Origin of the sequence: Leisingera caerulea DSM 24564, from assembly GCF_000473325.1 — a bacterium.
Lineage (GTDB): Bacteria > Pseudomonadota > Alphaproteobacteria > Rhodobacterales > Rhodobacteraceae > Leisingera > Leisingera caerulea.
The window spans coordinates 1,792,120-1,819,098 of sequence record NZ_KI421513.1; the positions used below are offsets into that span (position 1 = coordinate 1,792,120).

Genomic DNA, 26,979 nt, shown 5'->3' on the forward strand with positions numbered 1-26,979 from the left:
AACCATGGGCAAACTGTTTTCCTACCGCAACCGGCCTGTGCATCTGGGGCCCTATCCAATGGAAACCCTGACGCGCCAGGCGGCGCCCGCGGACCTGAACGCGCTCCCGGCGCCGGCCCAGATCAGCTTCCGCCGCCCCGATGCGCCGCTGTCCCTCGTTAATGCGATGCGCGACTATCAGGCGGTGCTGGACGCCACCCGCGAAGGGCTGGTCAAGAAAGAACGCGCAGAGATCCCTGCCAGCCCGCAGGAGCGCACCGACCACCTGAAGGCCTTCGGCTATTTCTGCGACGCCTCCCTGGCGGGCGCCTGCGCAGTACCTTCCGGCGCCTGGCTGGAGACGCCGCTGGTGAACGCGGATGTGGCGGCGCTGGCCGAAACCCTGCGCACCAAACAGACCAAGACCTTTGCCTCCGGCATCGACGTGGTAATGGCAAACCTGCGCGAGGCGATGCAGGCCCCGCCCGCGGACTGCCGCCACCACAGCCACGCGCTGGTCTATGTCTACGAATTCCCCCGCGACCCCGAAGCAGGGGAAGACGGCACCGACTGGCTGGCGGGCGCGCAGGAGCAGCGCGCCTGCCTGCGGGCAGCGGAGACGGTGGTGACGCTGGCCAATTACATCCGGCTGCTGGGATGGGAGGCCCGCGCCCATACCGGTGCCGCCACCGATGTGCATCTGGGCCGGCTGGCGGTGCAGGCGGGCCTTGCCACCTATGAAGACGGCGTCCTCATCAATCCTTTCCTGGGCAGCCGCTTTGGCATCGCTGCCGTCACCACCACGCTGGAACTGGCCGCCGATCTGCCGCTGGCGCCGGGCCAGGCACCGGGCCTGAAATACCGTCTGGGCCTTGGCGCCCACGCCAAAAGCGCCGCCAGCCGCGATCCCTACGCCAAGCGCCGTTTCATGGACGGCCCGCATCCGTTCGAGACGCTGAAACGGGTGGAGGATCCCACCACCTATATCGACGAGGTGAACGTTGCGCGCGTCCCGAAACGCGCCGACATGTTCGCGCGCTCCCTGTTCGGCGACCTCGGCAAAGGCCCGCAGGAGGCCGCCAAGAACGGCAACTACGTCCGCAAATCCTCCTCCGCCTTTGCCTTCCGGTCTTCGCTTGCCGCCTTCGTGCTGCTGCAGGACGGCGAGCCCGCGCCGCAAGTGGACCCCAGCACCGCTGACGCCGCCCGCAATGCCGCGAATATCAAGGCCGCGGCCTATTTCCTCGGCTGCGACGCGGTCGGCATTTCGCGCTGCCCGGACTGGGCATATTACTCCCACGATGCGGCGGGCGACCCCTTGGCGCCTTACCATGAAAACGCCATCAGCGTCATCATCGACCAGGGCCACGAAACGATGGAGGGCGCCTCCGGCGACGACTGGATCGCCTGCGCCCAGTCGATGCGCGCCTACCTCCGGTTCTCGCTCCTCGGCGGGGTGATTGCGCAGCAGATCCGAAATCTCGGCTATACCGCCCGGGTGCATTCGGTGATGGACGGCGAGGTGCTGCAGCCGCCCCTGCTGCTGCTCTCCGGCCTGGGCGAGGTTTCCCGCATCGGCGAGGTGATCCTCAACCCCTTCCTCGGACCCCGGCTGAAGTCCGGCGCAGTCACCACCAACCTGCCGATGACCCGCGACAAGCCGGTCGACTTCGGCTTGCAGCGCTTCTGCGAGGCCTGCAACAAATGCGCCCGCGAATGCCCCTCCGGCGCCATCACCGCCGGACCCAAGCTGATGTTCAACGGCTACGAGATCTGGAAATCCGACAGCCAGAAATGCACCACCTACCGCGTCACCGTCCCCGGCGGCGCCATGTGCGGCCGCTGCATGAAGACCTGCCCCTGGAACCTTGAAGGGCTCTTTGCCGAGGCGCCGTTCCGCTGGGCCGCGATGAACCTGCCGGGCAGCGCGCCGCTCTTGGCGAAACTCGACGACGCGCTGGGCCATGGCGAGGTCAATACAGCCAAGAAATGGTGGTGGGATCTGGAGATGGCGGAGGAGGGGCCCTATGCCCCTTCACGGCATCCCGTCAACGCCCGCAAGCTGTCCAAGGATCTGGACCTGAAGTACGAGGATCAGACCCTGGCCGTCTACCCGGCGCCGCTGGCGCCGCCGCCCTACACCTGGCCCGCGCCGATGGACCGGGAGGCTGGGATCACCGCCTATCAGGCAATGATCCCCGCGGCTGAACACAAACGCCGCCGCGCCCAGGGCCTGCCGCCGGAGCATGTCTATACCGCCGACAAGGGCAACGCACCTGTCATGCGGGTGCGCCTGTCGAAGGTCGAACATATGACGGATGCCGTCACCAAGTACGAGTTCTCCCTGCCGGACGGCTCGCCCTTGCCCGCAGCCACCGCAGGCGCCCATATCGACGTGGTGGTCGTGCCGGAGTTCTTCCGCCAGTACTCGCTGTCCGGCGACCCGGCGGACCGCTCGAAATACCAGATCGCGGTGCTGCGCGAGGACGCGGGCCGCGGCGGCTCCAAGCTGATGCACCGGATATTTGAGGAAGGCCGGATGGTGTTCATCTCCAAACCTATCAACCACTTCCCGCTGCAGGAGGATGCCGCCAAATCCTACCTGATGGGCGGCGGCATCGGGGTGACGCCGATGATCGCCATGGCCCACCGCTTGCACGCCCTGGGCCGGGAGTTCGAGTTCCGCTATTCCTGTTCAAGAAAGGCAAAGGCCGGGTTTCTGGACGACCTGAAACACGTTCCCTGGGCAGACAAGGTGCATCTGCATTTCTCTGATCAGGGCACCCGTGCAGACCTGAATGACGTTTTGAAGTTCGCCCCGGGCAGCCACGTCTACACCTGCGGGCCGGAGGCTTATATGCAAGCGGTGCTGGCGGCGGCTGAGGCCAACGGCTTCCCCGAAGACACCCGCCATATGGAATACTTCTCGGTTCCTGAACAGCCCGAATACGAAAACCATCCCTTCACCTTGCGGCTGACGAAATCGGGCCGCGACATTCTGGTGCCGGCAGAAAAATCCGCCACCGAGGCGCTGGCCGAGAGCGGCATCCATGTGGATGTGAAATGCTCTGACGGGATCTGCGGCGTTTGCAAATGCGGGCTGGTTTCAGGCGCCGCCGAACACCGCGATTTCGTGCTGTCGAACAAGCAGCGCGAAGGCGCGATCATCCTCTGCCAGTCCCGTGCGCAAGCGCCGGGCGGGGTGCTGGAAATCGACCTTTAGGCAGGCCGCTCAGGCGGCCGGGCTGAGGGCGGCACAATTTTCTTGAACAAGAAAATTGCCAAAAGCTTTTTTTGAAAACTTTTGCGCGCGGGGCGGCGGCAGCGTTTGGTCCAGTTGCCGTCGCAGCCGGATCGGCACAGGCTCCCGCTAACCGCGGGCGTTCCGGATTCTGCCCTCAGGCGGTTTTCTCCTCTGCCCCCGCCGCGGCATCAAACTCTGCCCGCGCTGCGTCAATCGCCGGCAGATGCTCCAGCGCCCACAGCCCCAGCGCCCGAACCGGCTCGCGGAATGACTCGCCCAGCGGCGTCAGCGCATATTCCACCTTGGGCGGAATTGTCGGGTGATAGGTGCGGCTCACCAGCCCGTCCCGCTCCAGCTCGCGCAGGGTCAGGCTCAGCATCCGCTGGGAGATGCCCAGATGCCGCTTCAGCTCATTGAATCGCAGCACACCGTACTGCGCCAGCGAGATCACGATCAGCACGCTCCAGCGGTCACCGACCCGCGACAGCACCTCGTTGATGCGGCCGCATTCCGGGCATTGTCCTTCTGCCATTGAGGTTTCCTCCGTGTAACCGGGGCTCAGAAATGTGCCTTCTTGCGCCCTTTCCGGTGCCGCTTATATATCGGGTTACAAATTTATACCACCCTATGCAAAAGACCCCGAAAGGACAGGACATGAGCAAGAGCACCCTGATCGAGAAGCTGAACTGGCGCTATGCGACCAAGAAGATGGACCCCGCCAAATCCGTGCCGCAGGAAAAGGTCGACCAGATCATCGAGGCGATCCGCATGGCGCCGACCTCGTCCGGCACCCAGCCCTTTGAAGTCTTTGTCATCACCAACCCGGAAATCCGCGCGCAGATCCGTCCGCACGCCTGGGACCAGGCCCAGATCACCGACGGCTCGCACCTGCTGGTCTTCGCCGCCTGGGACAACTACTCCGAAGACCGCATCGACTCGGTCACCCGCCAGATGACCGAAGAACGCGGCGAAATCCCGATGCTGAATCAGTATTACGACAATCTGAAGGCCACCTACCTGCCGCGCGAGGCGCGCACCAACCACGACCACGCCGCCCGCCAGGCCTATATCGCACTGGGCTTTGCACTGGCCGCCGCCGCCGAGCTTGAGGTCGACAGCACCCCGATGGAAGGCTTCACGCCCGAGAAGATCGACGAAATCCTGGGCCTCAAGGACAAGGGCCTGCGCTCTGTCCTGCTGTTGCCGCTGGGCTACCGCGCCGAAGAAGGCGACTGGCTCTTGCCGATGAAGAAAGTCCGCAAGTCCCGCGACACCATCGTGACCGAAATCGCCTGAGAGGGCTGATCCCCCGGCAGCAGGCGGCTCTTGCCGCGTCCGCTGCCGGGGTCTCCGCAGGTAAAATCTGCCTGCGGAGGCTATTCATGTATTCCATCTGCATTATACTGGCCGGCAGGCACCCTTTTCGGCCACGGGGCATATCCGCTGGGCCTGGTGCTGTCAGTTGAGATTTTGCAAGGGGTGCCAGTTTCCATGTTTACCGCTGATTTTTCCGCGAGTGACCTGGATCCCGCTTTGAAACCCGTTCTTATGCTTTGGCAGAACGCCTCGGAGGCGGGTGCTTTCCCGCGGCTCGCCGAACTGAGCCTGCCGTATTTCAGCACAACGGCCAATATCCTGGCGGTCTTTGAAATCGAGCGGACCGGGAGCGGGGAGCTGTCTGATTTCAAGGCGCTTTATGTGCGCAGCAAGATCATCAATACCCTGAGCGCCAAAGTCGCCGGCACCCGCCTGTCTGAACGTCCGGGCTTCGGGCCCGGGTCCATGATCTGGACCTGTTTTGCGGAAGTGGCCGCCAATCCCCGGCCGCTGCTGGTCTCGCTGCCCTATGTCGGCCCGCTGCCGGAATACCGCAGCTCCACCGAAATCATGCTCCCCCTGCTGGGAGAGGGATCGTCGGTCGACTATGTGATGACGGGCGTTGTTCTGCTGGAGCAGGAATACCTGCGCCCGGATCAGGCCTGAAGCGGTCCCGGCGCGCGAACGGCGGGGCAGGGGGCTGCACAAATGGCGTCTTCGCCTTGCCCAGCAGGGCTTTCCCCTTGCACAGACCGGGGAATCCGCCTATACGCGCGCTGTCAATACAAGGGCGGTCAACGTCCGGGTGGCATATCTGAGCAGGGCTGAGGAACACCTCGGCCCTTTGTGTTTGTTTGATCAGATGTGCTCCGGACCACGTTCTGTAGGGCTAACCAAGACCGGCGGAGACAACCGCCCGGCCAGAAAACCGTTAGTAAAGGAAACCTGAGACCTCATGGCTCAAAACGCATCTATGGAGGAATTCGAAGCCCTCCTGAACGAAAGCTTCGAAATGGACACCCCGGACGAAGGTTCGGTTGTCAAAGGCAAAGTGCTGGCAATCGAAGCCGGCCAGGCCATCATCGACGTCGGCTACAAGATGGAAGGCCGCGTTGATCTGAAAGAATTCGCAAACCCCGGCGAAGCTCCCGAAATCTCCGTTGGCGACGAAGTCGAAGTCTACCTGCGCTCGGCCGAGAACGCCCGTGGCGAAGCCGTCATCTCCCGCGAGATGGCCCGCCGCGAAGAAGCCTGGGACCGCCTGGAAAAAGCCTACGCAGACGATCAGCGCGTCGAAGGCGCGATCTTCGGCCGCGTCAAGGGCGGCTTCACTGTCGACCTGGGCGGCGCTGTTGCGTTCCTGCCCGGCTCGCAGGTTGACGTGCGCCCCGTGCGCGACGCAGGCCCGCTGATGGGTCTGAAGCAGCCGTTCCAGATCCTGAAGATGGACCGCCGCCGCGGCAACATCGTGGTTTCGCGCCGTGCGATCCTCGAAGAGTCCCGCGCCGAGCAGCGTGCCGAAGTCATCGGCAACCTGTCCGAAGGCCAGGCAGTCGACGGTGTCGTCAAGAACATCACCGAATACGGTGCGTTTGTTGACCTGGGCGGCGTGGACGGCCTGCTGCACGTCACCGACATGGCATGGCGCCGTGTGAACCACCCCTCCGAGATCCTGTCGATCGGCGAAACCGTCAAGGTTCAGGTCATCAAGATCAACAAAGAGACCCACCGCATCTCCCTGGGCATGAAGCAGCTGCAGGAAGATCCGTGGGATCTGGTTGGCGCCAAGTACCCGCTGAACTCCGTTCACAAGGGCCGCGTCACCAACATTACCGATTACGGTGCATTTGTTGAGCTTGAGCCGGGCGTCGAAGGTCTGGTTCACGTTTCCGAAATGTCCTGGACCAAGAAAAATGTCCACCCGGGCAAAATCGTCTCCACTTCCCAGGAAGTCGACGTCATGGTTCTGGAAATCGACGGTGCCAAGCGCCGCGTGTCCCTGGGCCTCAAGCAGACCATGCGCAACCCGTGGGAAGTCTTTGCCGAGACTCACCCGGAAGGCACCCAGGTCGAAGGCGAAGTCAAGAACATCACCGAATTCGGTCTGTTCATTGGCCTCGACGGCGACATCGACGGCATGGTTCACCTCTCCGACCTGTCCTGGGACGAGCGCGGTGAAGACGCGATCCAGAACTACCGCAAAGGCGACGTGGTTCAGGCCGTTGTCTCCGAAGTGGACGTCGACAAAGAGCGTATCTCGCTGTCGATCAAAGCTCTGGGCGGCGACAAGTTCGCCGAAGCCGTGGGCGGCGTGAAGCGCGGCTCCGTGATCACCGTCGAAGTGACCGCGATCGAAGACGGCGGCATCGAAGTGGAATACGAAGGCATGAAGTCCTTCATCCGCCGCTCCGACCTGGCCCGCGACCGTGCCGACCAGCGCCCCGAGCGTTTCTCGGTTGGCGACAAGGTCGACGTGCGCGTCACCAACGTCGATTCCAAGACCCGCCGCCTGGGCCTGTCCATCAAGGCGCGCGAGATCGCGGAAGAGAAAGAAGCAGTGGAACAGTATGGCTCCTCGGATTCCGGCGCATCGCTGGGCGACATCCTGGGCGCCGCACTGAAGTCGGGCGACTAAGACCCGGCCTCACGGCTCTGAACTGGAAAGCCCCGCAGGCAACTGCGGGGCTTTTTCCGTTCCGGCACCTGCCGCTTCAACGCCTGACCGGCCCTTGGCGCCGGCCCTGGCGGCCGGGGCAAAACCGCACCGGCGCGGCATCTCCGCACCGGCCCTTCCTTCCCTTCATCATTTGTTAGAGGCGCATGATGATTATGCAAACCAATGGCATTTGCATCAAATCGGGAAGACTAAAAGTTGACTGAAAGACACTCGGCTGAACCTGCGCAAAATTTTCACGGCGACGGCGCCCAGAACGCGGACACATTGGTCCAGCTCGCAAAAAACCAAAACCTGGACGATGGCGGTCTCCGGACCTCGCAGATCCTTGGCGACGCCCTCGCACTGGACCCGCAGCACCACGAGGCGCAGGTGCTGCAGGAGCGGCTGCACCAGATGTTCGTGCCCCGCTGGCATTTCCCGATGCTTGCCGACACCGCGCGCAACCGTGCCTACGCCCAGGCCATCGCGGCCAAGGTGCAGCCGGGGGATGTGGTGCTGGACATCGGCTGCGGTGCCGGTCTGACGGCCATGCTGGCGGCACGCGCCGGCGCGAAACACGTCTACACCTGCGAACAGCAGCCGCTGATCGCCCAGGCCGCAACCCGTGTCATCGCGGAAAACGGTCTCAGCGACCGGATCACCGTGATCCCGAAATGGTCGCACGAAATCACCGTGGGCACGGATATTCCGGAACGGGCGGACGTGGTGATCTCTGAAATTGTCGACACCGTCCTGCTGGGCGAGGGCGCGCTTGCGACGCTTACCCATGCCATGTCGGCGCTGGCCAAGCCAAACGCGCGCGCGGTGCCGGAATGGGGAACACTGAAAGCGCAGCTGGTGGAAAGCAGCGGCCTGCTGGACCAGTGGCGCCCGCACCAGGCGGAAGGCTTCGACCTGAGCGCCTTCCATCGCTTTGCCCGCGTCGCGCAGCTGACGCCGGGCGAATTTGCGGCCTGCGGCCTGCGGTCCCTGGGCCCGGCGGCAGAGCTGTTCCAGTTCGACTTCACCAGGCCGGACCTGACCCCGGAGCGCACCGCAACGGACCTTACGTGTGCCGCTGCGGGCACCATCCATGCGGTCCTCGTCAGTTTTGAACTGCAGCTGGCGCCCGGTATCCAGGTGGCAAACGGAATGGACGCCGGCGGGCATTGGGGGCGAACGGCGTTCCTGCTGGACCGTGCCGAGGCCGCAGCGCCGGGGGACCGCCTTCCGGTCACCGCGCAGCATGACACCTCGCATCTGAGCGTCTCCGCAAACGGCCCGCTGATCCCTGCCGGGGAGGCCGCTGCTGCCACCGTGTGGCTGAACCCGGCGTGGCGCCTGCGCCGCCCGGTCCGGGACGGCGGCGACCGGACAGCCCCGCCCCCCGCCGCATGGAGCCCCGCAGACACCGGCGGCGCAGGCCTTCCGGGCCAGCCCTGCCACTAGGCCGCCTCCGGGGCGGGCTGAGCGGCCCCGAATCATCCACGGCTGCGGCGGCATCCGGACCACGGATGCCGCATTGCAGCGCCGCGCGGCGGTGCCTGATCCGGCCCCGGCAGGCTGAAAAGCGGGTGAACTCTTGCCGGATTTCCCGTCCCGCATGCGTCATTTTGTTCCCCCACGCGGGAATTTTTCCTATACTCTCAGAACAATAGCCAAAACATTACGGCATCCTGGGAGGAAAAAAGATCATGATCCGCTCTGAGTTGATTCAGAAGATTGCAGACGAAAACCCGCACCTGTATCAGCGGGATGTGGAGAGGATCGTGAACACGGTGTTTGAGGAAGTGACCAACGCGATGGCCCGCGGCGACCGGGTGGAGCTGCGCGGTTTCGGCGCGTTCTCGGTCAAGAAGCGGGACTCGCGGGTCGGCCGCAATCCCCGCACCGGTGAGACCGTCCATGTCGAGGAAAAACATGTGCCGTTCTTCAAGACGGGTAAGCTCTTGAGGGACCGCCTGAACGGGAAAGCCTGATGCGTTACATTCGCTATGCGATTCTGGGGTCTCTGGCCGTCGTGCTGGTGTCGGTGAGCCTTGCAAACCGGAGTTTTGTTGAGCTTAAACTGATGCCCGAGGCGCTGGGTGAGCTGTTCGGCTTCAACCCCGGCATCTCGCTGCCGCTGTTCGCGGTGGTTCTGGGCGGAGTCGGCGCCGGTCTGGTGCTTGGCTTCTTGTGGGAATGGATCCGCGAGCACAAGCACCGGCGCGAGGCGGCTGAAAAGGCCCGCGAAGCCCGCAAGCTGAACCGCGAAGTGAAACGGCTGAAAAAGCAGAAGCACGAAGGCAAGGACGAAGTCCTGGCGCTTCTCGAAGACGCAAGCTGAGCCAGTCATGACGGACATCCGGGTCAAGATCTGCGGGCTCAGCACCCCGCAGGATGTGGCTGCCGCTGCCGCGGCGGGCGCAGCCTATGCCGGGTTTGTGTTTTTCCCCAAGTCGCCCCGCAACGTCAGCATCGAACAGGCCGCTGCGCTGGCCGTCGAGGTGCCCGTTGGACTGTGCAAGGTGGCGCTGACGGTGAATGCTACTGACGCCGAACTGGACGCCATAACTGCGGCAGTGCCGCTCGACATGCTTCAGCTGCACGGCAAGGAAAGCCCGGAGCGGGTGGCTGAGGTGCGCGCCCGCTACGGCCTGCCGGTGATGAAGGCGGTGGGCATCGCCGATGCCTCCGACCTGCCGCAGATTGCTGAGTATGAGCAGGTGGCGGACCAGCTGCTGATCGACGCCAAGCCGCCCAAGGAGGCTGAGCTGCCCGGCGGCAACGGCCTCGCCTTCGACTGGCGCCTGCTGGCGGGGCGCAAATACTGGCAGAAACCCTGGATGCTGGCCGGCGGCCTCACGCCGGACAACGTGGCTGAGGCGATCCGCATGACCGGCGCCCGGCAGGTCGATGTCTCCTCGGGCGTCGAAAGCGCACCGGGTGAAAAGGATGCCCCGCTGATCGAAAGCTTTACCAGTGCCGCCCGCGCCGCCCGCGGCTGACGGCCCGCGCCGCCGCGGCTTTTGCGGGGGCTGCAAGGGCGGATATTGAGTATTTAGGGAAAGATGAAACACCGGGCCCGCGGCTTCATCTTTCCTGAAATACTCACTGCGCAACCGCTGCCCGGCAGCGCACCGTTCAGGGTGTTGCACCCTCTGCGGACGCCGTCCTCACGTGATCTTAGGCGTCAGATGCCATGATCCCTCCTGATCGCGGTCACCGCCGGGCCTGACACCCCCGGCACTTTGGAACAGGGCCCTTTGGCAAGGGCACGCAGAGACAACGTTCAGCGTGCGGGAGGAACCTCCCGTCCCGCCTCCGCCTCTTGGCGGCGCCGCCATCCCTAACCTGTTGACCAGCAGGACCGGCAGCAAACCACAGCAATACACAGCTAAGACCGGCAGGGCAGGGCCCTAAGCCGGACCAAGCGGCTTGCGCAGAGCCCCCTTTACCAAGGCCCCGCCGCGCTATAGTCATTGCGGGCGCTGCGAAAGTGAGGGAACACCTATGGCCGACGATCTTTTCAACAGCTTCATGAACGGTCCGGACGAAAACGGCCGTTTTGGCATCTTTGGCGGGCGGTTTGTGTCCGAAACCCTGATGCCGCTGATCCTGAGCCTTGAGGAAGAATACAACAAGGCCAAGGACGATCCCTCCTTCTGGGCCGAGATGGACGATCTGTGGAAGCATTATGTGGGCCGCCCCAGCCCGCTGTACCATGCCGAGCGTCTGACCGAGGAACTGGGCGGCGCCAAGATCTATATGAAGCGCGACGAGCTGAACCACACCGGCGCGCATAAGGTGAACAACGTGCTGGGCCAGATCCTGCTGGCGCGGCGCATGGGCAAGACCCGCATCATCGCCGAAACCGGCGCGGGCCAGCATGGCGTGGCCACCGCCACCGTCTGCGCCAAGTTCGGGCTGAAATGCATCGTCTACATGGGCGCCCACGACGTGAAACGCCAGGCGCCGAACGTGTTCCGGATGCGTCTGCTGGGCGCCGAAGTGGTGCCGGTCACCTCCGGCCGCGGCACCCTGAAGGACGCGATGAACGACGCGCTGCGCGATTGGGTGACCAATGTGCGCGACACCTTCTACTGCATCGGCACTGCGGCCGGCCCGCACCCCTACCCGGCGATGGTGCGCGATTTCCAGTCGATCATCGGCAAGGAAGTCCGCTGGCAGCTGGCCGAGCAGGAAGGCGAAGGCCGCCTGCCGGACACCGTGATTGCCGCAATCGGCGGCGGCTCCAATGCAATCGGCCTGTTCTACCCGTTCCTCGACGATTCGTCGGTGAACATCATTGGGGTCGAAGCAGGCGGCAAAGGCGTGGATGACCGGATTCAGCACTGCGCCTCACTGACCGGCGGCCGTCCCGGCGTGCTGCACGGCAACCGCACCTATCTGTTGCAGGACGCTGACGGCCAGATCCAGGAAGGCTATTCCATCTCCGCGGGCCTGGATTACCCGGGCATCGGGCCGGAGCATTCCTGGCTGCATGAGTCGGGGCGCGCGCAGTATGTCTCGATCACCGACAAGGAAGCGCTGGAGGCGTTCCAGCTCAGCTGCCGCACCGAGGGCATCATCCCGGCGCTGGAGCCCTCCCACGCGCTCGCCCATGTGACCAAGATCGCACCGGACCTGCCCAAGGACCACATCATCGTGATGAACATGTGCGGCCGCGGCGACAAGGACGTGTTCACCGTCGCCAAGCACCTTGGCTTTGACATGTCTGACACCGAAGAGGGGCGCACCTTCGAGGAATAATGCAGGCGCCGCACCGCCTGTGCATCAATCAGATGGGCTCCGGGATTTCCGGGGCCTTTCATTTTTCAGGGGCTACCGCAGCGAGCGCAGCACCTGATTGCGTTGCAGGGTTTCTTGCTCCATGCAGGACCAATAGAACATCGGCGCCGCGCTGCCGCCGGAAGCTTGCTCCGGCCCGCAGGTGGCGTCGCGCCGTTTCAGCCAGGTGCGCTGTTCGGCCAGCAGGGCCGGGCCGGTGCCGCGGGCATCTGCCGCCGGTTTTACCTGGTTCCACAGCCGGTTCAGCTCCCGGTCGGCGATCTCCCATTTCTCCATGGCACAGAAATTGGCGTCGATCTGGGTCTGCCCGTTGCAGTGGGGCTGGGCGGTTGCTGCGGCGGGGCTGAGCGCAGCCAGCAGGATCAGTATGCGCTTCATCGCGGCCTCCTTTGACGGGCGGGGCGGTTTCAGGCCGGGTCGGCGGCGTAGCTTTGCAGAATGCTCAGCGGCACGATTTCCAGCGCCCGCATATGGGTGGCTTCCAGGTGCACCTTGGGGGCGCAGCCCTCGTCCGCGGCCTGCAGGAAACGGGCCGCGCACAGGCACCAGCGGTCGCCCGGCTGCAGCCCCGCAAATCCGAACTCCGGCCGCGGGGTGGACAGGTCATTGCCGACATATTTGGAAAAGGCGAGGAACTCTGCCGTGGTCACCACGCAAACGGTGTGGCTGCCTTGGTCCTCGGCGCAGGTGTTGCAATGGCCGTCGCGGAAAAAGCCGGTCACCGGCGCGGTGGAGCAGGGCGCAAGCGGTCCGCCCAGAACGTTGATACTGTCGTCTTTTTCCATGGATCACCCGCCCTCGCTGCGTGCACATGTAACTGTAGTGCGATTGCGCCGCCCGTCCCGGGATTTCCGGCGGCAGCGGTCCCGCTTGCACAGCCTTGCCGCAGGCGGCTGCAAAAAGCAAACCGCCCGCCAGCAGGGCTGACGGGCGGTTGAAATTCCAGCGGACGCTGCAGATCAGGTGTTGAACAGGAAATGCAGCACGTCGCCGTCCTTGACGATATAGCTCTTGCCCTCGGCCCGCATCTTGCCGGCTTCCTTGGCGCCCTGCTCGCCGCCCATGGCGACAAAGTCGTCATAGGCGATGGTTTCGGCGCGGATGAAACCCTTTTCGAAATCGCCGTGAATGACGCCCGCCGCCTGCGGCGCCGCGGTGCCGGTGCGGATGGTCCAGGCGCGTGCCTCCTTGGGGCCGACGGTGAAATAGGTCTCAAGGTGCAACAGCTCGTAGCCTGCGCGGATCAGCCGGTCCAGGCCGGCCTCTTCCAGGCCCATTTCCTCCAGGAACATCTGGGCCTCATCGGCGTCCAGCTGGCTGATTTCCTCTTCGATCTGGGCCGAGATGATCACATGGCTGTTGCCCTGCGCCGCAGCCATTTCAGCCACCTTGGCGGAGTGCTCGTTGCCCTCGACCGATTCCGACTCGCCCACGTTGCAGACATAAAGCACCGGCTTGGTGGTCAAAAGCTGCAGCATCTTCCAGGCCTTGGCGTCCTCAGCGTCGACCTCGACCAGGCGGGCGGGCTTACCGTCTTCCAGCATCGCCTGCGCGGCAGCCAGCAGGCGGTCCTGCTGCTGGGCTTCCTTGTCGTTGCCCTTCAGCTTGCGCACCAGGTTGGCGCGGCGCTTCTCGATGCTTTCGAGGTCCGCCAGCATCAGCTCGGTCTCGATCACCTCGGCATCGGCCACCGGATCGACACGGCCGTCCACATGGGTCACGTCGCCGTCTTCAAAGCAGCGCAGCACATGGGCGATGGCGTCGGTTTCGCGGATGTTGGCCAGAAACTGGTTGCCCAGGCCCTCCCCCTTCGACGCGCCCTTCACCAGGCCTGCGATGTCGACAAAGGTCATCCGGGTCGGGATGATCTGTTTCGACTTGGCGATTGCCGCCAGCTTGTCCAGCCGCGCGTCCGGCACCGCCACTTCGCCCACGTTGGGTTCGATGGTGCAGAACGGAAAGTTGGCCGCCTGCGCCGAGGCGGTTTTGGTCAGCGCGTTGAACAGTGTCGACTTACCCACATTCGGCAGGCCGACGATTCCCATTTTAAAGCCCATTCCGGCCTCCTGATGCCACTTGGGAGCTGCTTCTAGGCAGCATTGGACGTGCGCGCAAGCCAAGTATGGCTGGCAAAAGCGCCACAATCGCCTTCTGTGCGGCTTTGCACAGCGGGCCCTCATATTGCTTTTTCGTGAGGTGGCTTGGAAAACCACAGCAATAAAATATCTTTAAGCAAAATAAATAATTCTGCGAGGGGCTAGAAATGAAACAGACAGCTTTGCTGGCGGCGGCACTGTCGGCTGCGGTGGCCTTGCCCGCGGCTGCCCAAGAGGTGACGCTGGGGCTGGGGTATTCCGACTATCACCGGGATGCGGCGGAAGACAGCGCGGTGTTCGCGGTGGATTACCTGCACGCGCCGTTCCACGAGCGCGGGCGGCTGTCGGCCCGCTTTGGCGCCGCGCTGGAAGTGCAGGAGGCGGGCGACGTGTTTGCCGGTGTCGGCATCAGCGGCGTGATTGATCTGAACAATGACTGGTTCATCGAGACCAGCGTGATGCCCGGAGCCTATCACGAAAGCTCTGCGGCCAACGACCTGGGGTCCACCTTTGAAATCCGCAGCCTGGTGGCGGTGGGCAAGCGGTTCCGCAACGGCAGGGCAGTGTCTCTGGCGTTCAGCCACAAATCCAACGCCTCGACCGCGGATGATAACCCCGGGGTGAATTCGCTGACCCTGCGCTGGCACATCCCGCTGGGCGGCTGAGGCACAGCGGCTGCCCGGCCGGACGGGGCCGGCGCGCGGCGCGGGATTGATTTCCCGCGCAACATTCGGCACACCGGGGCGGAAACCTGAAAGCAAGGCCCGCCCATGACCCGCATTGATGCCAAATTCGCTGAATTGAACGCCGCCGGAAAGAAAGCCTTTGTCACCTATGTGATGGCAGGGGACCCGGACTATGAGACCTCGCTGGAGGTGGTGAAGGGGCTGCCGGGCGCCGGTGTGGACATCATCGAGCTGGGCCTGCCGTTCACCGATCCGATGGCGGACGGCCCGACCATTCAGCTGGCCGGCCAGCGGGCGCTGGATGGCGGCATGACGCTGGAAAAGACGCTGCAGCTGGCGGCCGACTTCCGCAAGGAAGACGACACCACCCCGATCGTGCTGATGGGGTATTACAACCCGATCTACAACCGCGGCGTGGACAAATTCCTGGAAGACGCCAAGGCCGCGGGCATCGACGGGCTGATCGTGGTGGACCTGCCGCCGGAAGAGGACGAAGAGCTGTGCATCCCGGCGCAGAAGGCGGGGCTGAACTTTATCCGCCTGGCGACCCCGACCACCGATGATGCACGCCTGCCCAAGGTGCTGCAGAACACCTCCGGCTTTGTCTATTACGTCTCGATAACCGGCATCACCGGCGCGGCAGAGGCTGAGGCCGGCGACGTCGGCCCGGAGGTCGCCCGCATCAAGGCGGCGACCGACCTGCCGATCATCGTGGGCTTTGGCATCAACACGCCCGAGAAAGCGCAAAACATTGCCTCGATCTCTGATGGCGCGGTGGTGGGCAGTGCCATCGTCAGCCAGATCGCGTCGGGCAAGTCGCCGGAGGAGGTGCTGGCGTTTGTGAAGTCCCTCGCGGACGGCGCGCATAAGGGCTGAGTTTCAAAACACTTCGGGCGGCACCCTCTCGTGGGGAGGGCCGGGCGGTCCGAGTGCAAGATGCGGCAATAGTTGAGGAAACCGCGCCTTCGGGTGCGGTTTTTTGCATTTTTAGGGGTGCGGCAAAGGCAGCGTTGCTTTTGCCGGGCCGGATTGGTAAAAAAACTTTACCAAACGAAAGCGGGAGACAGTCCGGTGCCGGTGATCACCAATATCAACGACCTCAAGCGCATCTATGAACGCCGCGTGCCGCGGATGTTCTATGACTATGCCGAAAGCGGCAGCTGGACAGAACAGACTTTCCGCGAGAACACCTCGGACTTTGAGCAGATCCGCCTGCGTCAGCGGGTGGCGGTGGATATGACCGGACGCACCACCGCGTCCCAAATGATCGGCCAGGATGTGGCGATGCCGGTGGCGCTGGCGCCGGTGGGGCTGACGGGGATGCAGCACGCCGACGGCGAGATCAAGGCGGCCAAGGCGGCTGAGGAATTCGGGGTGCCGTTCACGCTCTCCACCATGTCGATCAACTCGATCGAGGAAGTGGCGGAGGCGACCTCCAAACCCTTCTGGTTCCAGCTTTATACGATGAAGGATGAGGATTATATCCGCCGCCTGATCCAGCGCGCCAAGGATGCCAAATGCTCCGCCCTGGTGATCACGCTGGATTTGCAGATCCTGGGCCAGCGCCACAAGGATCTGAAGAACGGCCTGTCGGCGCCGCCGAAGCTGACGCCCAGAACCATTGCCAACCTGATGACCAAATGGGCCTGGGGTATCGAGATGCTGGGCGCCAAGCGGCGTAATTTCGGCAATATCGTGGGCCACGTGCAGGGGGTCTCCGACACCTCGCAGCTGGGGGTCTGGACGGCAGAGCAGTTCGACCCGGCGCTGGACTGGGGCAAGGTCGAAAAGCTGATGGAGATGTGGGGCGGCAAGGTGATCCTGAAGGGAATCCTGGACGCCGAAGATGCCAGGATGGCGGCCAAGCTGGGGGCTGATGCCATCGTGGTCTCCAACCACGGCGGGCGGCAGCTGGACGGGGCGCTGAGCTCAATCCGGATGCTGCCGGAGATCATGGATGCCGTCGGCAATGACGTCGAGGTGCATCTGGACAGCGGTATCCGTTCCGGCCAGGACGTGCTGAAGGCGCTGGCGCTGGGGGCCAAAGGCACCATGATCGGGCGTGCCTTTGTCTATGGCCTGGGGGCCATGGGGCAGCAGGGCGTGACCGCTGCGCTGGACGTGATTCGCAAGGAGCTGGACACCACCATGGCGCTGTGCGGCGAACGCTCTGTCGATGGCCTGGGCCGCCATAATCTGTTGATCCCCGAGGATTTCGGCGGCCGCTGGCAGGAATAACGTGGTTGGACACCCGGGCAGGGGGCGTTCCGCGGGCTTTGCCCCCTTCCCAAACAGCGGCATCCGGTTTATAGGCACGGCTTCACGCGGGGTGACAGCCTTGGAGGCACCCCGATAGTCATATTGGAGAATTAAGATGGCAAAAGAGATTCCTGATCTCGTAGCCCAGGAACGTGCGGGGACAGGCAAGGGCGCCGCTCGCGCTGCGCGCCGCGCAGGCATGGTTCCGGGTGTGGTTTATGGCGGTGACGTGGATCCGGTCGCGATCCAGATCCCGTTCAACGAACTGCTGAAAAAGCTGAAAGCCGGCCAGTTCAAGTCCACTCTGTGGAACCTGAAAGTGGACGGCCACGACGACGTGCGCGTGATCTGCCGCGACGTGCAGCGCGATGTGGTCAAGGACCTGCCGACCCACTTCGACCTGATGCGCCTGCGCCGCACCTCGAAGATCAACCTGTTCATCCCGGTTGAGTTCATCAACGAGGACGAAGCGCCCGGCATCAAGAAGGGCGGCATGCTGAACGTGACGCGTCCCGAGGTTGAGCTGGTTGTGACCGCCGGCGACATCCCCGAGAAGCTGGTTGTCGACATGGCTGGCCTGAACATCGGCGACGTTGTCACCATCTCGTCGATCGAGCTGCCGAAAGGCACCAAGCCGACCATCGACCGCGACTTCGTGATCGCCAACATCGCATCCCCGGGCGGCCTGGCCGCTGCTGATGAGGACGGCGAAGAGGGCGAAGAAGTCGAAGCGACTGAAGTCGAACAATAAGAACCGCACCCAGTCGGGTATCGGTTTCGCGGGCTCCCATCCGGGGGCCCGTTTTCTTTTGTGCGGCGCGCGGTCCGCAAGTGATTGACTTTCCCAGGCGCCGCTGCCCCATTTCGGTTTGAAGAAACGGGAGCAGGGCATGGCCGATTACGATATTGCCATTGCAGGCGCAGGCGCAGTGGGCATGAGCTGCGCGCTGTGGGCGCAGATGCGCGGGCACCGGGTGCTGCTGGCGGATCCCAATCCGCCGGGGTCGGGTGCCAGCTATGGCAATGCCTGCACGCTTGCGACCTATGCCTGCCTGCCGGTGAACAGCCCCTCAGTGCTGACGGGCCTGCCCGGCCTGATGTTTTCCAAGGACAGCCCGCTGTCGCTGTCGTATGCCCATGCGCTGCGCAATCCGCGCTGGATGCTGGCCTTTCTGGCCAATTGCCGCAGCGGCCCCTCGCGCCGGATTGCAGGCCATCTGGCGGATCTGATGGCCCATGCCGATGCCGGGATCAACCCGCTGATCGAGGCCGCGGGGGCCCAGGATCTGGTGGTGGAGCGCGGCCAGCTGTCCGTCTGGTCCACGGCATCGGCGGCGGAGGCGGCCACGGCGGATCTGAAACAGCGCCGCGCGCTGGGGGTGCCCTGGCGCGAGGTCGGTCCGGACGAAGCGCTGGAGATGGAGCCGGGCCTGCGCCTGCCGGTGAAACGTGCGGTGCATTTCCATGCCGCCCGGCATTTGCGCGACCCGCTTGAGTTCATCACCCGGATGCACCGGGCCTTTACGGAGCTGGGCGGCACAACACTGCAGGCGCCGGTGGAGGCGGTGCGGGCCTCCGCTAACGGGGTCGAAGTGCGGGCAGAGGGCCAAACCCTGACGGCGGGCCGGGCGGTGATTGCCGGCGGGGCCTTCTCGAAACGCATCAAGGGGGCGGGCACGGACAAGCTGCCGCTGGGCACTGAGCGCGGCTATCACCTGATGTATGAAGGCGAGGCGCACCGGGTGACGCGGCCTGTCGGCTGGGGCGAGGCGGGATTTTACGCGGTGCCCCACGCGCAGGGCCTGCGCCTGACCGGCACGGTGGAGATTGCATCGCTGGAGGCGCCTGCGAACCGGCGCCGGCTGGCCTATATCGCCCGCAAGGGGGCAGAGATGCTGGGGCCGCTGCCTCCGCCCGGCAGCGAATGGCTGGGCTACCGCCCGACCTTGCCCGACTCGCTGCCTGTGATCGGGCCCAGCCCGCACACGGACCGGGTGCTGTATGCCTTTGGCCACCAGCACATCGGACTGACCCTGAGCGGCATCACCGGGCGGCTGATCGCGGATCTGGCGGAAGGCCGCCAGCCCAATGTCGATCTGGCGCCGTTTGCGGCAGACCGGGCCTTTGCCTGAGGGCGCGGGCCTCTGGATTCCGCGGCCCAAATAGGGCATCACTCGGTTTCCCTGAAACGCAGATTGAGCACCGCCCATGAAACTTTTTGTCGGCCTTGGCAATCCTGGCCCGAAATATGAGCGCAACCGCCATAACATCGGATTCATGGCGCTGGATCAGATTGCTGCGGACCATGGGTTCAGTCCCTGGAAGTCCAAGTTTCAGGCGCTGATCAGCGAAGGGGTCCTGGGCGGCGAAAAGGTGCTGCTCTTGAAGCCGCAGACCTTCATGAACCTGTCTGGCCAGTCGGTGGGGGAGGCGATGCGGTTCTACAAGCTGACGCCCGCCGATGTGGTTGTGCTGCATGACGAGCTGGACCTGGCGCCGGGCAAGGCGCGCATGAAGCAGGGCGGCGGCCATGCGGGCCACAACGGCCTGCGCTCCATCCATTCGCACATCGGCGCGGATTACGCGCGGGTGCGGCTGGGGATCGGCCATCCGGGCCACAAGGACGCGGTCGCGGGCTATGTGCTGCGCGACTTCCCCAAGGCGGACGAGGGCTGGCTGGATGACCTGATGCGCGGCATTTCCGACGGCGCGGCAGAGCTGGCGAAGGGCGATGGCGGCAAGTTCATGAATGCGGTTGCCCTGCGCGTGGCGCCGCCGCGCAGCTCCGCCACCAAGCCCAAGGCAGAGGCAAAGGCGGAGAAGGCAGCCAGCGAAGAGGTGGCGCCGGACACCCGCTCGCCGCTGGAAAAACTGATGGACAAGTTCAAGTAAGCCGGGAGACAGGCAGATGGTGAAACTGATTATCGACACCGACCCGGGCATCGACGATGCCATGGCGATCTTCTATGCCGCCGCGGCGCCGGACATTGACCTCTTGGGCCTGACCACGATCTTCGGCAATGTGACCACCGCGACAGCCACCCGCAACGCGCTGCGCCTCCTGGAAGCGGCCGGGCTGGATGTGCCGGTGGCCTCTGGCGCCACCGCGCCCCTGGTGCTGCCGCCATTCAAACCGTCCTCCCATGTACACGGGGACGAGGGCTTTGGCGACATCCCGGCGGCAGAGCCCAAGGGCAAACCGCTGGAGGAGGACGCCGCGGATTTCCTGTGCCGCATGGCGCGCGAGCACAAGGGGGAGCTGGTGGTCTGCCCGATCGGCCCGCTGACCAACATCGCCCTGGCCATGCAGCGCGACCCGGAATTCATTGAAAACGTCAAATCCATCGTGGTGATGGGAGGCTCGCTGGAGGAGGGCGGCAATATCACGCCCCATGCCGAGGCCAATATCTATCACGATCCGCACGCCGCGGATGTGGTCTGCCAAGGCGGGGAAAAAGTGGTGTTTGTCGGCCTGGACGTCACCCACCGCATCCTGTGCACGGCAGAGGACTTCGAGGCGATTGCGGCCAAGTCGCCTGAGCTGGGCGGCATGCTGCAGGAGATGTCGTATTTCTATCTCAAGTTCTACTTGGAGGTCGCGGGCAAGAACGGCTGCTCGCTGCATGACCCGGCGGCGGTGATCGCCTGCACCCATCCTGAGCTGTTCGGGATGCGCGATGTGCCGCTTGAAGTCTCCTGCGGGGGCGAGACCTCCGGCGCTACGCTGGCCGCGCCGGACAGCGGGCGCGACCCGGTGAAAGTCTGCATGACGGTAGAAGCTGACAGGGTGAAATCGCTGTTCCTGAAGCGGTTGACGCTGCTGCCGTAAAGCGATGACCGCAATCCCGGCTCTGCGCTTGGGGGCGTTTTTCTGCAGGTAAGCCGGTTCGGCCGTGCTCCCCGGCTGGCGGGCTGGTGCCGCGGGGATTGGAAATTGCTGCTCCCTCCACCGGGGCGGCCGGCGGCCATGCGGTGGAAGCGGCCCCGGATGCGGCCCTAGGCGCCGTTGCCGCGCGGTTTGCCGGGGAAGGCGGCTTCGGTTGACAGAAGCCTGCTGAGCGTTTCCAGAGAGCCGTCAGTGGCCAGCGAAGCGACAAGGTCCGCAACCCGCGCTTGTGTCTTGCCGATGGCATCGGCGGCGGCGTCAAGCTCATCCAGGTGCTGGCCGGCAAAGCTGCTGTCCTGGCGGCGCGAACGCTCCAGCCCTTCGGAGGCAGCATCAAAGGCTTCACGTGCTTGGGCGTAGTCCTGGGCTGCGGCGATCACGGCCCGGATGCGTTCCGTCTGCGTTTCAGGGAGGGGCGCACTGCTGGCGTTCATTTGAGCAAATCTCCAAGCGTCATCAGATAAGGCAGGGCGGCGTTACCAAGCTGCTGCCGGCGGGGCCGACGGGCCTGTTCAGGAAACCTGCGCGGCGCAGCCTGCTCCGTTGAGTGTTTGAGGTTCTGCGTGTCATCGCGGTCTCCGGCATATCGGCGCGATAGAAATATAGTTCTATCAACAAGCAGGTGTAAATCGGATTCTGAGGGCTGTATTCCAAATTGCTGCACCTCATCCTTTCGTATATCGACTTATAATTCTATTTGCAGGAACTATAGTTCTGTGTATGCTTCTGGGCATGAGTGAAAACGGTGGAAAAACACATCTGGGTGCAGATGGCGGCATTGAGCTTTGGAGGCAGCGGCTGCGTCAGGCGCTGGACATCCGGGGGCTTGACTATGACGAGGTTTCTGAAGCTGCGGGCAACAATCCGGAGTACGTCAGCAAAGTTCTGAACGGCCGCTTTAATCCTACAGTGGCCCGGATCATCCGGATCTGTGAAGTTGCCAATATCGATATGGCTTATCTGTTTTCGGATGAGCCGAATGCGGATGACCGCAGCGTGTTGGACAAGGCTGCAGACCTGACCGAAGATGACGCAAAACTAGTTAACCGTCTCATCAGCAGCGCCCGCGCGCGCTGATTCTATCCTTTCTACAATACGCTCAAACAGGTGGGTTCCTTGGCGGGGCCTTTCCTGGTTGGCCTTGGCAACCGTGCGCAACAGCACTTCGAGGGTCGCCGCGGTGATCTTCTCTCTTTGCATAGTCCAGCCCAGGTTTAAAATTTATCATTTGTGATAATCGCTTTTTGCGGTATCGTAATATTTGGTTGCATACTATGCGTGTGGATTACAATATGAGAAGTGATATTCGCGGCATTCTTTTAAGGTCATTGGATGAAATTTCCGAGAGCGGGTATTCCATCGGTGTGGGCTTCGACGGGGTCGAACCGGTCTTTGTCCACAGCACCTACGCGCAGCGCTGGGTGGACCGGTATGTCGACCAGGCCTACCTGCTGGCCGACCCGACCATTCAGTTCGGATTGAGCAGCACGGGCTGGGTCACCTGGAAGGAGCTGGAGCGGCTGTTTCCGTCTTCAAGGACGTTTTTCGAAGATGCCGCGAATTACGGGCTGGTGCACGGCAACACCCTGGCGATCAGCGCTGACGGGCGGGTGTCCGTGCTCAGCTGTTCCGGCCCGGAATGGAACAACGAGGAGCTGCGGATCGCCCGGGCAGCCCTCTATGCTTTGCACGCACTGGAATATGAGCCGTCGAATTCAATCACCCTCACGGCTCCCGTTAAAGATGTTCTGAGGATGATGTGCAACGGCTGCAAAGATCAGGAAATCGCGGAGAATTTGGGCGTCAAACTGGAAACGGTCAGAGCACGGCGGCGGACGGCGATGCAAGCGCTGGAGGCTAAAACAAGCGCTCAGCTCATATCACAAGTAATAAAATTCGGACTGATCTGACAGTTCAGGATTCCAAACGGCTGGGAGCCTTCGATCATGGCGCTGCAAAAAGGAGAGCGTCATGCATCTACATATTTTTTCTTACGAGCAGCGGTCCGGTTTCAAGGCGGCGTATCAGGGCTTTCTTGCCCTGCGCAAGCAGAAGCTGGTGGATGAACTGGGCTGGGGCCTGGACCACGACGGAACCTTCGAGCAGGACCAGTACGACCGCCCGGGAGCCGTCTATTCAATTGTCACGCAGGGCAGCCGGATCATTGCCGGGGCGCGTGCCGCGTCCTGCGGCGGCAGCGACGGCTATTGGAGCTATATGCTGAAGGATGCCAGGGACGGCAAAATCCAGGGCATACCGGGCGGCCTGCTGAGCGAGTACCCGGAGACCGGGCGGACATGGGAATGCACCCGGTTCGTCATGGACGAAACCCGGGCCGACGCCGCGCAGCCGTCCATCGAAACCAAGCTGGTGGTTGCCGGCCTGTGCCAGGCGGCCGCCAGCCTTGGTGCGTCTGAGATGATGTCGCTGTCGCCGCGCAGCCTGGGGCTGCTGCTGCGGCGGTTCGGCTACGCTGTCCGCAGGGAGGCGGCCCGCTATGTCTGCGATGACGACGGGCGGGAGTACCGGCCGTTTCTGATGGCCTGCGACCCTGCGGTGAACCAGGACCTGGCAGCCTTCTACGTTTCGCCTGTTTCCAGCTTCGGTCCGGAGCCTGCGCTGCAAGGGGCTGCGTAACGGGGCCGTCCGGAACAGGCGGCCTTGAACACAATCGGCACTGCCGGGCAAATCCCTTGTCCGGCAGCGCCGCCTTGTCCTGCCTGCCCGCCCGCGCTGCCGGGGCAGGCAGGGGCAATCCCGGCAGGGATCAGTCCGCGTCGGCGGCGCCTCCGGCCCGCAGCCGGGCGCGCCGGGCGCGGTAGCTGGGCAGAACCACCAGGATCAGGGCCAGGCCCAGCAGGCCAAGGGTCATCGGCCGCTCCAGGATGAAACCCAGCCCGTCATAGAGCTGCATCGAGCGGGCAAAGTTGTCCTCCAGCATCCGCCCCAGGATGAAGCCGATCAGCAGCGGTGCCAGCGGATAGTCCGCAAACCGCAGCACCGTTGCGCAGATGCCGAGGCCGACCAGGATCAGCAGTTCAGTGGCGTTGTTCTGGCCGATGTAGGCCCCCATCAGGGTGAAGAACAGGATGAAGGGGATCAGGTAGTTGCGCGGCACCGCCAGGACCTTGGCGATATAGGGGATCAGCGGCAGGTTCAGGATCAGCAGGATCAGGTTGCCCAAGTACATCGAGATGATTACCGCCCAGAAGATCTGCGGCTCATCCACCATCAGCCGCGGCCCGGGCGAGACGTTGAGCGCGATCAGCGCCCCCAGCAGGATCGCAGTGGTGCCGGAGCCGGGAATGCCCAGCGTCAGCAGTGGCACAAACGAGCCAGTGCAGGCGGCATTGTTGGCGCTTTCCGGTGCGGCGAGCCCTTTGACAGAGCCCTTGCCGAACTGTTCCTGCTCCTCCTTGGGGGCGATGTTGCGCTCTACCGCATAGCCGAGGAAGGAGGCGATGGTGGCACCCGCGCCCGGCAGCACGCCGATCAGGAAGCCCTGGATCGACTGGCGCCCGATCACCGGTGCGATCGCCTTGGCCTCGTCCCGGGTGATGCGCAGGTCCTTGATCTCGCTGCTGCCGCTGCCGGAGTTTGAGCGGGAGGGGTCCAGCACCAGATACATTGCCTCGGGCAGGGCGAACATCGCCATTGCCAAGGTGATGAAGCCGAAGCCCGACTGCAGGTCCATGATGCCCATGGTGAAGCGCGGCATGTTGAACAGCGCGCCTTCGCCCACTGTGGCCATGATCAGCCCCAGGAGCGTCATCAGAAGCGCCTTGCCGACCTGGCCGGAGCCGGCAAAGGCGGCAATCGCCGACAGGCCCACCACCATCAGAGCGAAGTATTCGGCCGAATGGAACAGCAGCGCCACGGTTGCCAGCGCCGGGGCGAAGATCATCAGCAGGATTGCCCCGATGGTGCCGCCCGAGAAGGACGCGATGGCCGCCACCGTCAGCGCCTTGCCGGCCTTGCCCTGGCGGGCCAGGGGGTAACCGTCGAAACTGGTCGCCACGGTGGAGGCGACGCCGGGCGCGTTGATCAGGATCGAGGAGGTGGAGCCGCCGAAGATCGCGCCGTAATAAACTCCGGCCAGCAGGATCAGCGCGGCCGAGGGGTCGCCGATGGAGATCGCCACCGGGATCATGATGGCGATGATCGACATCGGCCCCAGCCCCGGCAGCATGCCAATAAAGGTGCCGATCAGGCAGCCGCCGATGACCATCAGAAGATTGGTGAGCGAAAAGGCCGTTCCCAGCCCGACCATGATGCCTTCGAGCATGTCAGCCTCCGTTTGTCAGAATTGCGGGCCAGGGGCTCAGGAAGATGCCGAGCACTTCCTGCACCAGGTACCAGACGACGCCCGCCGCCCCGGCCGCCACCGGCAGCAGGATGTGCAGCTTGCGCTCGCCCAGCACCCAGGCGCCGGCCACCAGAAAGACTACGGTGGCTGGCAGGAAGCCCGCGGGCCGCAGCAGCAGCGCGTAGGCCGCCATCAGCCCCAAGAGCGCCAGCGCCTGGCCCAGCTTGTACTCCGTCAGGCGGCGGTAGTTGATGTCCATCGGTTTCGGGTCGTCAGCGCCCTTTTCAAAGCCCAGCAGCACGTACATGGCCGCCAGGATGGCCATCACCGACAGCACCTTGGGAAAGGTGCTGGGCCAGACCGGGTTGCGTTTCATGAAGGGCGGCAGGGCGGCATCCATGGTGAAGAAGGCCGCATAGCCGTAGGCAAGGCAGATCATCAGAATGACCAGGGCAATCCAGCGGTCGAGTGCCATGTTCTCCTCCGGTATTGTGAAAGTATTATGGGACAGGAAGGGGGCGCTGCCCCCGCCGCGCGCTGCGCGGCTCCCCCAGGATATTTGCGGCCAGAAGAAGGGCTAAAGTCCGCGCTCTGAACACGTATTGCTGCGCCGCCGGGCGCGGTAGGCAATCAGTTGACGGCTGTTTTGGGGCGGGTTTCTTCTGGCCGCAAATATCCTGGGGGTGCGGGGGCAAAGCCCCCGCGGTTGCCCAGGAATCAGAGAAAGCCGAGCTTTTTCATCAGATCGCCGATGGCCTGTTCCTGGTTCTCCAAGAAGGCGCGGAAATCATCGCCGCTGTTATGGATGTTGACCCAGCCGTTGCGGGCGCGGACCTCTTCCCATTCCGGGGTATCGTACATCTTGGCCAGTGCCTCCTGATAGGCGGACAGCTTGTCCTCGGGCAGGCCGGGGGCGGCGAAGAAGCCGCGCCAGTTGACGAAAGTGGTGTCGAGCCCCTGTTCCTTCATCGTCGGCGCGTCCGGGTAGCTGTCCACACGCTCCTCCGAGGTTACCCCGATGATCTTGACTTCGCCCGCATTGGCCAGGTCGATGGCTTCGGAGAAGCCGGTGCTGAGCGCAGCGATCTCACCGGACAGCAGCGCCGCCATGGCCTTGCCGCCGGCGTCATAGGGGATGTATTTCACCGCTGTCGGGTCCTCGCCTGCGGCCTCCATCACCATCGCCGCAACCAGGTGGTCCATGCCGCCCGGAACCGAGCCGCCGCCAACCGCGGTGCCGCGGGGGTCGGCCTTGTAGGCGGCCAGCAGATCCTCCATCGAATTGACCGGGCTGTCCTTGCCCACCACGATGGCCGCATAGTCGCCGATGGTGCCCGCCACCAGCGTCAGATCGCGGAAGTTCTGCGGAAACACACCAGTCAGCGAACGGATCACGATCGGGGTGGAGTTCACCATCAGCGTGCCGTGGTTGCTGGCGGCGTTTTCGATCAGGTAGCCGATCGCCTTGCCGCCGCCGCCGCCGGACATGTTTTCATAAGACGCCTTGCCCACCAGCCCGGCTTCGGTCAGCGCTTCGCCGGTGCCGCGGGCGGTGCCGTCCCAGCCGCCGCCTGCGCCGCCGGGGATCAGGAAGTGGATGCCGTCGACCACCTGCTCTTCGGCCCAGGACGGGGTGGCAAACGCCAGTGCTGCCGCTGTTGCCGCCAGCGCTGCGCGGCGGGTCAGGGTCCATTTGTTCATGTTGTCCTCCCATTTGACAAATCGCGGTCAAGCCGCTCATGACTGAAAGGGAGCA

27 protein-coding genes are annotated in these 26,979 nt (G+C 63.9%); 19 read left to right on the forward strand and 8 right to left on the reverse strand.

Features of this window, described 5'->3' with window-relative positions:
- The first annotated feature begins 4 nt into the window (after positions 1 to 4).
- On the forward strand, positions 5 to 3,202 hold the full coding sequence (locus CAER_RS0115945; RefSeq protein ID WP_027236303.1) for a 2Fe-2S iron-sulfur cluster-binding protein: 3,198 nt from the start codon (positions 5 to 7) through the stop codon (positions 3,200 to 3,202).
- 175 nt (positions 3,203 to 3,377) lie between these two features.
- On the opposite strand, the gene CAER_RS0115950 is transcribed toward CAER_RS0115945, so the two are convergent.
- The gene (locus CAER_RS0115950; protein WP_027236304.1) at positions 3,378 to 3,755 is read right to left on the reverse strand and encodes a winged helix-turn-helix transcriptional regulator; all 378 of its coding nucleotides are present in this window, start codon (positions 3,753 to 3,755) and stop codon (positions 3,378 to 3,380) included.
- Between the two features lie 122 nt (positions 3,756 to 3,877).
- Between CAER_RS0115950 and CAER_RS0115955 the strand changes: the two genes are divergently transcribed.
- The 8 genes from CAER_RS0115955 (at position 3,878) to trpB (ending at position 11,951) form a co-directional block, all read left to right on the forward strand.
- Entirely contained in the window at positions 3,878 to 4,519 is a 642-nt protein-coding gene (locus CAER_RS0115955; RefSeq protein ID WP_027236305.1) for an NAD(P)H-dependent oxidoreductase, read from the forward strand.
- A gap of 252 nt (positions 4,520 to 4,771) precedes the next feature.
- Positions 4,772 to 5,206 carry a hypothetical protein gene (locus tag CAER_RS0115960; RefSeq protein ID WP_245597371.1) on the forward strand — a complete coding sequence of 145 codons (435 nt, stop codon included), beginning with the start codon at positions 4,772 to 4,774 and terminating at the stop codon, positions 5,204 to 5,206.
- A 289-nt stretch (positions 5,207 to 5,495) separates the two neighbouring features.
- Positions 5,496 to 7,175, forward strand: coding sequence for a 30S ribosomal protein S1 (gene rpsA, locus CAER_RS0115965; RefSeq protein WP_027236307.1), 1,680 nt, complete (start codon positions 5,496 to 5,498; stop codon positions 7,173 to 7,175).
- 237 nt (positions 7,176 to 7,412) lie between these two features.
- Positions 7,413 to 8,645, forward strand: coding sequence for a 50S ribosomal protein L11 methyltransferase (locus CAER_RS0115970; protein ID WP_027236308.1), 1,233 nt, complete (start codon positions 7,413 to 7,415; stop codon positions 8,643 to 8,645).
- Between the two features lie 245 nt (positions 8,646 to 8,890).
- Positions 8,891 to 9,175 carry an integration host factor subunit beta gene (gene ihfB, locus CAER_RS0115975; protein WP_008557618.1) on the forward strand — a complete coding sequence of 95 codons (285 nt, stop codon included), beginning with the start codon at positions 8,891 to 8,893 and terminating at the stop codon, positions 9,173 to 9,175.
- Entirely contained in the window at positions 9,175 to 9,525 is a 351-nt protein-coding gene (locus CAER_RS0115980) for a lipopolysaccharide assembly protein LapA domain-containing protein (protein ID WP_027236309.1), read from the forward strand. The genes ihfB and CAER_RS0115980 overlap by 1 nt, the downstream gene beginning before the upstream one ends.
- A 7-nt stretch (positions 9,526 to 9,532) precedes the next feature.
- Complete coding sequence (locus CAER_RS0115985; protein WP_027236310.1) at positions 9,533 to 10,186, forward strand: phosphoribosylanthranilate isomerase; 654 nt, start codon at positions 9,533 to 9,535, stop codon at positions 10,184 to 10,186.
- Between the two features lie 505 nt (positions 10,187 to 10,691).
- Positions 10,692 to 11,951, forward strand: coding sequence for a tryptophan synthase subunit beta (gene trpB / locus CAER_RS0115990; protein WP_027236311.1), 1,260 nt, complete (start codon positions 10,692 to 10,694; stop codon positions 11,949 to 11,951).
- Between the two features lie 72 nt (positions 11,952 to 12,023).
- Here trpB and CAER_RS28085 read toward each other — a convergent pair whose 3' ends face one another.
- From CAER_RS28085 to ychF, 3 genes are all read right to left on the reverse strand, one after another.
- Positions 12,024 to 12,368 (reverse strand): lysozyme inhibitor LprI family protein, encoded by a 345-nt coding sequence (locus tag CAER_RS28085; RefSeq protein ID WP_051357790.1) that lies wholly within the window; start codon positions 12,366 to 12,368, stop codon positions 12,024 to 12,026.
- 29 nt (positions 12,369 to 12,397) lie between these two features.
- On the reverse strand, positions 12,398 to 12,775 hold the full coding sequence (locus tag CAER_RS0116000) for a DUF2237 family protein (protein ID WP_027236312.1): 378 nt from the start codon (positions 12,773 to 12,775) through the stop codon (positions 12,398 to 12,400).
- Between the two features lie 174 nt (positions 12,776 to 12,949).
- Positions 12,950 to 14,047 carry a redox-regulated ATPase YchF gene (gene ychF / locus CAER_RS0116005; protein ID WP_027236313.1) on the reverse strand — a complete coding sequence of 366 codons (1,098 nt, stop codon included), beginning with the start codon at positions 14,045 to 14,047 and terminating at the stop codon, positions 12,950 to 12,952.
- 206 nt (positions 14,048 to 14,253) lie between these two features.
- On the opposite strand from ychF, the gene CAER_RS0116010 reads away from it, so the two are divergent.
- From CAER_RS0116010 to CAER_RS0116040, 7 genes are all read left to right on the forward strand, one after another.
- Positions 14,254 to 14,751 carry an acyloxyacyl hydrolase gene (locus tag CAER_RS0116010; protein ID WP_027236314.1) on the forward strand — a complete coding sequence of 166 codons (498 nt, stop codon included), beginning with the start codon at positions 14,254 to 14,256 and terminating at the stop codon, positions 14,749 to 14,751.
- Positions 14,752 to 14,856: 105 nt separating this feature from the next.
- Positions 14,857 to 15,648 (forward strand): tryptophan synthase subunit alpha, encoded by a 792-nt coding sequence (trpA, locus tag CAER_RS0116015; RefSeq protein ID WP_027236315.1) that lies wholly within the window; start codon positions 14,857 to 14,859, stop codon positions 15,646 to 15,648.
- A 195-nt stretch (positions 15,649 to 15,843) separates the two neighbouring features.
- Positions 15,844 to 17,010: an alpha-hydroxy acid oxidase gene (locus tag CAER_RS0116020; protein WP_027236316.1), complete on the forward strand. Its 1,167-nt coding sequence runs from the start codon at positions 15,844 to 15,846 to the stop codon at positions 17,008 to 17,010.
- Positions 17,011 to 17,146: 136 nt separating this feature from the next.
- Positions 17,147 to 17,782, forward strand: a complete 636-nt coding sequence (locus tag CAER_RS0116025; protein ID WP_027236317.1) for a 50S ribosomal protein L25/general stress protein Ctc — start codon at positions 17,147 to 17,149, stop codon at positions 17,780 to 17,782.
- Between the two features lie 139 nt (positions 17,783 to 17,921).
- Positions 17,922 to 19,163, forward strand: coding sequence for an NAD(P)/FAD-dependent oxidoreductase (locus tag CAER_RS0116030; protein WP_027236318.1), 1,242 nt, complete (start codon positions 17,922 to 17,924; stop codon positions 19,161 to 19,163).
- Positions 19,164 to 19,239: 76 nt separating this feature from the next.
- Entirely contained in the window at positions 19,240 to 19,923 is a 684-nt protein-coding gene (gene pth, locus CAER_RS0116035) for an aminoacyl-tRNA hydrolase (protein ID WP_027236319.1), read from the forward strand.
- A 16-nt stretch (positions 19,924 to 19,939) separates the two neighbouring features.
- Positions 19,940 to 20,860, forward strand: a complete 921-nt coding sequence (locus CAER_RS0116040; RefSeq protein ID WP_027236320.1) for a nucleoside hydrolase — start codon at positions 19,940 to 19,942, stop codon at positions 20,858 to 20,860.
- A gap of 167 nt (positions 20,861 to 21,027) precedes the next feature.
- Here CAER_RS0116040 and CAER_RS0116045 read toward each other — a convergent pair whose 3' ends face one another.
- Positions 21,028 to 21,351, reverse strand: a complete 324-nt coding sequence (locus CAER_RS0116045) for a hypothetical protein (protein ID WP_027236321.1) — start codon at positions 21,349 to 21,351, stop codon at positions 21,028 to 21,030.
- A 286-nt stretch (positions 21,352 to 21,637) separates the two neighbouring features.
- On the opposite strand from CAER_RS0116045, the gene CAER_RS0116050 reads away from it, so the two are divergent.
- The 3 genes from CAER_RS0116050 (at position 21,638) to CAER_RS0116060 (ending at position 23,554) form a co-directional block, all read left to right on the forward strand.
- On the forward strand, positions 21,638 to 21,994 hold the full coding sequence (locus tag CAER_RS0116050) for a helix-turn-helix domain-containing protein (protein WP_245597372.1): 357 nt from the start codon (positions 21,638 to 21,640) through the stop codon (positions 21,992 to 21,994).
- Positions 21,995 to 22,191: 197 nt separating this feature from the next.
- The gene (locus CAER_RS0116055; protein ID WP_084299561.1) at positions 22,192 to 22,827 is read left to right on the forward strand and encodes a helix-turn-helix transcriptional regulator; all 636 of its coding nucleotides are present in this window, start codon (positions 22,192 to 22,194) and stop codon (positions 22,825 to 22,827) included.
- Between the two features lie 61 nt (positions 22,828 to 22,888).
- Positions 22,889 to 23,554 (forward strand): acyl-homoserine-lactone synthase, encoded by a 666-nt coding sequence (locus tag CAER_RS0116060; protein ID WP_027236324.1) that lies wholly within the window; start codon positions 22,889 to 22,891, stop codon positions 23,552 to 23,554.
- A 130-nt stretch (positions 23,555 to 23,684) separates the two neighbouring features.
- Here the strand turns inward: CAER_RS0116060 and CAER_RS0116065 are convergent, their stop codons facing one another.
- From CAER_RS0116065 to CAER_RS0116075, 3 genes are all read right to left on the reverse strand, one after another.
- A complete protein-coding gene (locus tag CAER_RS0116065) occupies positions 23,685 to 25,202 on the reverse strand; it encodes a tripartite tricarboxylate transporter permease (RefSeq protein WP_027236325.1) in 1,518 nt (505 codons plus the stop codon).
- A gap of 1 nt (position 25,203) precedes the next feature.
- Entirely contained in the window at positions 25,204 to 25,698 is a 495-nt protein-coding gene (locus tag CAER_RS0116070; protein ID WP_027236326.1) for a tripartite tricarboxylate transporter TctB family protein, read from the reverse strand.
- A gap of 242 nt (positions 25,699 to 25,940) precedes the next feature.
- Complete coding sequence (locus CAER_RS0116075) at positions 25,941 to 26,924, reverse strand: tripartite tricarboxylate transporter substrate binding protein (RefSeq protein WP_027236327.1); 984 nt, start codon at positions 26,922 to 26,924, stop codon at positions 25,941 to 25,943.
- Between the last annotated feature and the right edge of the window lie 55 nt (positions 26,925 to 26,979).